We start from the raw sequence: 7,232 nt of genomic DNA on the forward strand, positions 1-7,232 counted from the left end.
CTCCTCTAGAGCTTTGCCAGATAAGGTTCGAGCGCGCGCAGGCTGTTCAGCGAATTGGCTGGCGCATAGAGATCGACATGCGGCAGCGCGGCCTTGATGCCCCTCGCCTCAGGCGCATAGCCTTCCCACGCCATCATCGGATTGAGCCAGACGATGCGGCGGCAGCGCCGCGCCAGCGCCGCCATTTCCCGCCCGAGCAACGCCGCATCGCCGGTCTCGTAGCCGTCGGACACGATCATCACGCAACTGCGCGAATGGATCACCCGCGCGGCATGCCAGCGGTTGAAGGTTTGTAAGGACTCGCCGATCCGCGTGCCGCCGCCCGCGCCCTGCGCCATGATCGAGAGCCGATCGAGCGCGCGGCCGGCGTCCTTTTCCTTCATCGCATCGGAGACATAGGCAAGGCGCGTGTGGAACAAGAACGCCTCGGCCTCGCGGAACTCGTCGAGCACGCCATGGATGAAGCGCAGGAACACCGAGGTGTACATGCTCATCGATCCGGAGGCGTCGAGCAGCACGATGAGCCGCAGCGGCTTGTCCTTGCGTTGCCGTTTCACGAGAGCGATCGGCACGCCGCCATGGCTGATGTTGCGGTGGATGGTGCGCCTGAGATCGAGCCGGTAGCCGCGCCGGCGCGCCAGATCGCGGCGAGTCAGCCGCGTGCGCATCACCCTTGCGAGCTGGGCGGCCGCCTCATGGGCCTGCGCGACCTGGTCGGGATCGCCGAGCTTTCGGAAATCGACCTCAGCGAGATTGTCGGCACGCGAAGCACCTTCCATGCGGCCCTCGCCGGCGCGCCCGTCCGGCGCATCGTCCGAAGACGGAAGCTGGTCGGTGGCGGATTGACCGCCACCCTGCTCTGCTTTCGTGTCCTGCAAGCTCTTCAGCGACGGATTGCTGGCGCCCGGGGCCGCGCCGATGGTACGAGAGCGCGAGCGTGCGCGCTTGCCGAGCCAGAATGCGTCGAACAGTCCGTCGAACTTGTCCCAATCGGACTTGCGCGCCGAAAACAGATGCTTGAACGCCGCGCGCAACAGGCCAGGTCGTACCGCATAGCCAGCCGACATCAGCGTCGCCGCATCCTGCCCTTCGGCAAGCCCGACGCGAAAGCCTGCATCGCGCAGCGTGCGGAGAAAGGCCGCAAGCTTCGCCGAGACGAGGCGGGAGACCTCGTTGAGGTCCTCATATCCGGGGCTGGAGCCACAGCAGCTCATGCGGCCTTCCCGAGCAGGCGCTGGGTCACCTCGCCCGTGACGCGCGCGCGATCTTCGTGGGTCTTCAGCAGGCAGACCATCGTCTCGTGCACGGTCTCGGGCGCGTCGTGGAGATCACGAACGTCGAGACCGACGAGAGCTGCCGTCCAATCCAGCGTCTCCGCGACGCCCGGGACTTTTCGTAACTCCTCCTTGCGCACGCCCTCCACCATGCGCGCAATCTGGAGCGAGAGCGACGGGCTCGCACCGGCGATCCGCGCCAGGATGATGCGGGCCTCGCGGTCGACATCGGGATAATCGACATAGTGATAGAGGCAGCGACGGCGCAGCGCGTCGGAGAGCTCGCGCGTGCCGTTCGAGGTCAGCACCACATGCGGGATGGTGACGGCGGAAATGGTGCCGAGCTCGGGGATCGATATCTGAAAGTCGGACAGCAGCTCGAGCAGGAAGGCTTCGAACTCGTCGTCGGCGCGGTCGATCTCGTCGATCAGCAGCACCGGCGCTTTCGCGCGGCGGATCGCCGCGAGCAAGGGACGCTCGAGCAGGTATTTTTCCGAGAAGACCTGATCCTCGATGCTGTCGGCCCCGCGATGCGCCTGGATCGCCAGCAATTGGCGCTGGTAGTTCCATTCGTAGAGCGCGGAAGACTGGTCGAGGCCCTCATAGCATTGCAGCCGGATCAGCTCGGTCGCGTGCACTTTTGCCAGTGCCTTCGCAACCTCCGTCTTGCCGACGCCCGCCTCGCCTTCGAGCAGCAGCGGACGCCGCAGCAATTGCATCAGCGAGATCGCGGTCGCGAGATCCGCATCGGCGATGTATCCCGATGCGGCCAAAGCTTGCGCGATCTCGTCACGGCCCTTCATCGCTACGCCACCGCGCCCAGATCCTTTGCCGCCTTCCAGTTGCGCCAGAAATCGTGCGGCATCTGGATGTGCTTGGACCCTAAGAACGAGAACGCGTCGTTGACGGCGTTGGAGAAGGCCGGCACGCCGCCGACATTCGGGCTTTCGCCGACGCCCTTGGCGCCGATCGGGTGATGCGGCGACGGGGTGACAGTGAAGTCGGTCTCCCAATGCGGCGTCTCGACCGCGGTTGGCATGAAGAAGTCCATGAACGAGCCGGTGACGACATTGCCGACCTCGTCGTAACGGATCTCCTGGCCCATTGCGATCGCGAAGGCTTCGGTGAGGCCGCCATGAATCTGGCCCTCAATGATCATCGGGTTGATGCGGGTGCCGCAATCGTCGAGCGCGTAGAAGCGCCGAACATTGTACACGCCGGTATCGACGTCGATGTCCATCACGCAGAGATAGGCGCCGAACGGATAGGTCATGTTGGGCGGATCGTAGTAACTCACCGCCTCCAGCCCCGGCTCCATGCCCGGCGGCACTGAGTTGTATGCCGCCCAGCAGATATCCTTCATCGACATGAATTTTTCCGGCAGGCCCCTCACCCGGAAGCCGTCGATGTCGAATTCGAGATCGTCCTCGTGGACTTCGAGCTTGTAGGCTGCGATCATCTGCGCCTTGGCCTTGATCTTTCGCGCAGCCATCGCGATCGCGGCACCCGCCACCGGTGTCGAGCGTGAGCCATAAGTGCCGAGCCCGTAAGGCGCAGTGTCGGTGTTGCCCTCTTCCACCATGATGTTGTCGGCGGGAATGCCGATCTCGGTTGCGATGATCTGCGCCCAGGTGGTCTCGTGGCCCTGGCCCTGGCTCTTGGAGCCGACCCGCGCGATCCCGGCGCCGGTCGGGTGCATCCGGATCTCGCAGGAGTCGAACATCGCAATGCCGAGGATGTCGCAATTCTTCGACGGGCCGGCGCCAACGATCTCGGTGAAGAAGGAGACGCCGAGGCCCATGATGTCGCGGGTCTCGCCACGCGCGAAGGCGGCGCGCTTCTCCGCCTGCTCCTTGCGGAGCGCGGCGTAGCCGGTGGTCTCCATCATCTTGCGCATGGCGGTGTGGTAGTCACCGGAATCGTATTCCCAACCCAAGGCCGAGTGATACGGGAACTGCTCCGGCTTGATGAAGTTCTTCAGCCTCAGCTCCGCCGGGTCCATGTTGAGCTTCTGCGCCAGAATATCCATGGCGCGCTCGATGCAATAGGCCGCCTCAGTGACGCGGAACGAGCAACGGTAGGCGACACCGCCCGGCGCCTTGTTGGTGTAGACGCCGTCGACCGCCAGATGCGCAGTCGGGAAGTCGTAAGACCCCGTGACGATGTTGAAGAAGCCGGCCGGCCATTTCGACGGGTCGGCGCAGGCATCGAACGCGCCGTGATCGGCAAGCACGTGGACGCGCAGGCCGGTGACCTTGCCGTCCTTGGTCGCCGCGATCTCGGTGGTCATGTGATAGTCGCGCGCGAACGAGGTCGCGGTGAGGTTCTCGATGCGATCCTCGACCCATTTCACCGGCTTGCCGGTGACGATGGAGGCGACGGCCGCACAGATGTAGCCGGGATAGGCGCCGACCTTGTTGCCGAAGCCGCCGCCGATATCGGGCGCGATCACGTGGATCTTGTGCTCCGGAATCTTTGCGATCAGCGCCACCACGGTGCGGATCACATGCGGGGCCTGGAACGTGCCATAGATCGTCAGCTCGCCCTTGATCTTGTCGAACGAGCAGACGCACTGGCAGGTCTCCAGCGGCGACGGATGGGTGCGGTGATAGGAGATCATCTCCTTGATCGACACCTCCGCCTTTCTGAAGGCAGCGTCGGTCAGATCCTTGTCACCGACCATCCACTCAAAAATGTGGTTGTTGTGCTTGCGCGGCCCGTGCGCCCCGGACATCTTGCCGACGAGGTCCTCGCGCAACACCGGAGCGTCGGCATCCATCGCCTTGAAAGGATCGACCAGTGGCGGCAACGGCTCGTATTCGACGATGACCTTGTTGATGCCGTCGTCGGCAGCATAACGGTCGGTCGCGACCACGAAGGCGACCTCCTGATTCTGGAACAGCACCTTGCCGTCGGCCAAGACCATCTGGACGTCGCCGGCCAAGGTCGGCATCCAGGCGAGGTTGACCGTCTTCAACGTCTCGGCGGTGATGACCGCCAGCACGCCGGGCACTTTCAGCGCCTCGCTGTCGTCGATCTTTGTGACGCGCGCATGCGGATGCGGCGAGCGGACGAAGTCGCCATGCAGCATGCCCGGCAGCTTGATATCGTCGACGTAATTGCCCCTGCCTTGCGTGAAGCGGATGTCCTCGACGCGCTTGCGCTTGCAGCCCATGCCTTCGAGCGCGGCGGTGCGTTGTTCCCGCGTGGGAGTGAGGTCATTCATTCTGCGGCCTCCTGGAATTCCACGCCGTTGATCTTGGCGCTAGCGTACTGGATTGCCTTGACGATGTTCTGATAGCCGGTGCAGCGGCAGATGTTGCCGGAGATGCCCATCCGGATTTCCGGCTCGCTCGGCGACGGATTCTCTTTCAGCAGCCGATGCGCACGGACAATCATGCCGGGCGTGCAGAAGCCGCATTGCAGGCCGTGCATCATGCGAAAGCCTTCCTGGAGCGCCGACGGCGTGCCGTCGGCATTGGCCATGCCTTCGATCGTGATGATGTCGGAGCCGTCGGCCTGCACCGCGAACACGGTGCAGGATTTCACCGACATGCCGTCGATATCGACGGTGCAGGCGCCGCAATGGGTGGTCTCGCAGCCGATATGGGTGCCGGTCAGCTGCAAATTCTCGCGGATGAAGTGCACCAGCAGCGTGCGCGGCTCCACGAGGCCTTCGACCTCGGCGCCGTTCACCTTCATGGTCACATGTGTTTTTGCCATCGATCCTCTCCCCTATTTCGCGATGGCGACTGCGCGCTGGAGCGCGCGCGTCACCATGATGCCGCCGACATGCTTGCGGTATTCAACGGGCCCGCGGGCATCGGCGGCCGGCGACATGATCGCCGAGGCTGCCGCTGCCGCCTTCTTTAGCGTCGCCGGATCGAGGCTCGTGCCGATCACGGCGTTGGCGGCGTCGGTCGCGAGCAGCGGCGTCTCGTGGACATTGGTGAGGCCGATGACGCAGCTCGCGACCTTGCCACCTGCCATAGTCAGCACAACAGCAGCCGCGGCGGTGGCGTAGTCGCCGACCTTGCGCTTGAGCTTTTCGTAGGCGTAACCGTGGCCGGCAACTGGTGCGGGGAACGAGACGGAGGTAAGGATCTCGCCGGGCTCGAGCGCGGTGAAATAGGCACCCTGGTAGAAGTCGGCCGCCGGCACGTCGCGGGCGCCGCTCGGCCCTTCGAGGCGATAGCTCGCGCCCAGCGTCATCATCAGCGCCGGCATGTCGTTGCCGGGATCGCCATTGGCGACATTGCCGCCGATGGTGCCGCGGTAGCGCACCTGCGGGTCGGCGATGAGAAGCGCCGTCTCGTGCAGGATCGGCGCGGATCTGGCGATCTCGTCGGACGCCAGCAGATCATGCTGGGTGGTCATCGCGCCAATGACGAGATTGGTGCCGTCGCGGCGGATGCCCTTGAGGTTTGCGATGCCGTGCAAATCGATCAGATGGGCGGGGGTTGCGAGCCGGAGCTTCATCATCGGCACCAGGCTGTGCCCGCCAGCCAGTGGCCGCGCATCCTCGCCGAGGTCGGTCAAGAGTTTGACGGCATCGGCGACGCTCGCCGGCCGGTGATAGCTGAATGAGCCCGGGATCATCATCACCTCCCACAATCGTCCTTGGCGCTGACGGCGCGGACGTTGGCGGGACGGTCTCCCCCGGCGGGGCGGGCCGCAATCGCTAGGGCACGGAACAGCAGATTTCGCACGAGTTGCGGGTTGGAACGCACGAATTGCGTCAGGGTCGGCGACGTAAGAGCCGCGATCTCGCTGCAACCTCTCCCGCCTGCGAGGGCTTTGCTTAATTGGCCGTGCGGGAGTGAGGCTCGATGTGGGGCATTTTTTTGTGTGGCCTCGGATGGCGAGCGAACGCAGACGGCCTTGTTTTCGTGGCCGATCGATGGCGTTGGGCTACGGCAGTCACGCCACACCTCCCGCGGGACACAGCACCGCCCATCGTTTGAGGTTCATGGCCAAGCAGAGAAGACGCAGATGGGTATGGTTGCGTGCCAAGCCCAGATAGCGAGCGCGCGCCCAGCCGTAAACGCCCTTGAGGCGCGCAAAGACCTGCTCGACCGGCGCGCGGCGGCGTCCCACGGCGTCGTTGAAGCGCTTCTTCCGCTCGGTCAGGGGATGATGCTTGTTGGGCCGGAACATCAGCCGCGGCTTGATGCCCCGGGCAGCCAGCCCGGCGCGGCGCTCGTGCTTGTCATAGGCCTGGTCGGCGTAGACCGCCTTCTCGTCGCCGCTGATCAATTCATCGGCCGGCACCGTATCGTTGACCGCAGCGTCGGTCAGCTTACTGCGACGGATGATCGCCGAGCACTGGTCGACACCGACATGCGCCTTGTAGCCGAAGTATCGCTTGCCACCCTTCTTGGTCCATCGCGCATCCGCATCGCGCTCGCTGTTGACCAGCTTGCTCGGCGCGCGCCCGTCTGGGCCGGGCGGCAGCGGGTCCTTTGGCGGCTTCGGCGGCTTCACCGCCGCCGGGATCAGGCTGGCGTCGATCAATGTGCCTCGACGCAGCACCAGCCCGCGCGCGTCGATCTGGCGCAGCATCTCGGCAAACAGCGTCTCGTCCAGACCGGCCTGCTGCAAAGCTTCGCGGAAGCGCCAGATCGTCGTATGGTCGGGCGTCTCGTCGCCCAGCGCAAAGCCGCAGAAGTCGCGGAAAGAGGCCCGGTCATCGAGCGCTTCTTCCAGTTCCGGATCGGACAGCCCGTACCATTGCTGCAACAGCACAGCCTTGAACATCACCAGCCGAGGATAGGCCGGCGCGCCACGCTCAGGTTCCGGAAGGCCGCACAGCACGCGCTCCACAGCCCCCCAATCGACCAGTTCGCAAATCCGCCTCAGCACCGCACCGCCTTTCCCACGCCGCGACGCCAGCGCATCTGCGAAGCTCGGTTGCCCAACCTGCCGATATGCCATCCCAAGACCCTCTTCAGATCTCTC

The 7,232-nt window shown here is 64.7% G+C and carries 6 protein-coding genes; all 6 read right to left on the minus strand.

All coding sequences use genetic code 11. The annotated features are described in order from the left end of the window. Window positions 1-5 precede the first annotated feature (5 nt). Entirely contained in the window at window positions 6-1,214 is a 1,209-nt protein-coding gene (locus UB31_RS01165) for a vWA domain-containing protein (RefSeq protein WP_045009485.1), read from the minus strand. Further along, window positions 1,211-2,077 (minus strand): AAA family ATPase, encoded by an 867-nt coding sequence (locus tag UB31_RS01170; protein WP_045009486.1) that lies wholly within the window; start codon window positions 2,075-2,077, stop codon window positions 1,211-1,213. The genes UB31_RS01165 and UB31_RS01170 overlap by 4 nt, the downstream gene beginning before the upstream one ends. 2 nt (window positions 2,078-2,079) lie before the next feature. Further along, complete coding sequence (locus UB31_RS01175) at window positions 2,080-4,500, minus strand: aerobic carbon-monoxide dehydrogenase large subunit (protein ID WP_045009487.1); 2,421 nt, start codon at window positions 4,498-4,500, stop codon at window positions 2,080-2,082. Then, the gene (locus UB31_RS01180; RefSeq protein WP_045009488.1) at window positions 4,497-4,997 is read right to left on the minus strand and encodes a (2Fe-2S)-binding protein; all 501 of its coding nucleotides are present in this window, start codon (window positions 4,995-4,997) and stop codon (window positions 4,497-4,499) included. The genes UB31_RS01175 and UB31_RS01180 overlap by 4 nt, the downstream gene beginning before the upstream one ends. Window positions 4,998-5,009: 12 nt before the next feature. Further along, window positions 5,010-5,873, minus strand: a complete 864-nt coding sequence (locus UB31_RS01185) for an FAD binding domain-containing protein (RefSeq protein WP_045009508.1) — start codon at window positions 5,871-5,873, stop codon at window positions 5,010-5,012. Between the two features lie 321 nt (window positions 5,874-6,194). Next, on the minus strand, window positions 6,195-7,232 hold a 1,038-nt coding region (locus UB31_RS01190), incomplete at its 5' end, for an IS5 family transposase (RefSeq protein ID WP_245305927.1).

Origin of the sequence: Bradyrhizobium sp. LTSP849 (assembly GCF_000938255.1) — a bacterium.
In the GTDB taxonomy this organism is placed as follows: Bacteria; Pseudomonadota; Alphaproteobacteria; order Rhizobiales; family Xanthobacteraceae; genus Bradyrhizobium.

Bases quoted from the DNA above. Each gene is read 5' to 3' on its own strand.
- UB31_RS01170 (WP_045009486.1), bottom strand. From the start codon at position 2,077: ATGAAGGGCCGTGACGAGATCGCGCAAGCTTTGGCCGCATCGGGATAC.
- UB31_RS01165 (WP_045009485.1), bottom strand. From the start codon at position 1,214: ATGAGCTGCTGTGGCTCCAGCCCCGGATATGAGGACCTCAACGAGGTC.
- UB31_RS01180 (WP_045009488.1), bottom strand. From the start codon at position 4,997: ATGGCAAAAACACATGTGACCATGAAGGTGAACGGCGCCGAGGTCGAA.
- UB31_RS01175 (WP_045009487.1), bottom strand. From the start codon at position 4,500: ATGAATGACCTCACTCCCACGCGGGAACAACGCACCGCCGCGCTCGAA.
- UB31_RS01185 (WP_045009508.1), bottom strand. From the start codon at position 5,873: ATGATCCCGGGCTCATTCAGCTATCACCGGCCGGCGAGCGTCGCCGAT.